General features: G+C 75.3%; 1 protein-coding gene. It reads right to left on the bottom strand.

The features are described from left to right. Positions 1–275, bottom strand: a 275-nt coding sequence (locus tag GUI70_RS23165; protein ID WP_161884566.1) for an RsmE family RNA methyltransferase, incomplete at both ends; no start/stop codon positions are given.

Here is a 275-nt window from a genome sequence, read left to right as displayed (position 1 = left end):
CGGTTTCGGCGCGCAGGATGCGCGGTCCGAGGGTTACCGGCGACACAAACGCATGGCGGGCCATGGCGTCAAGCTCCTCCGGCGCAAGGCCGCCCTCGGGGCCGACCAGAAGGGCGTGGGGTTGAAGCGGATCGGCCGGCGACAGGGGCGGGGCGGCGTGGCGCTCGGCGGCGACGAAGAGGCGGCGGGACGGCGGGAAGGCGGCGAGGAAGGCCGCGAGCGGGACCGGCTCGGCGATGTCGGGGATGGTCAGGCGCTCGGACTGTTCGGCGGCC

The organism is Deinococcus alpinitundrae (assembly GCF_009982895.1).
In the GTDB taxonomy this organism is placed as follows: domain Bacteria; phylum Deinococcota; class Deinococci; order Deinococcales; family Deinococcaceae; genus Deinococcus; species Deinococcus alpinitundrae.
The sequence above is the reverse complement of the archived record's forward strand: the minus strand, read 5'-3'. Positions and strand labels throughout refer to the sequence as shown.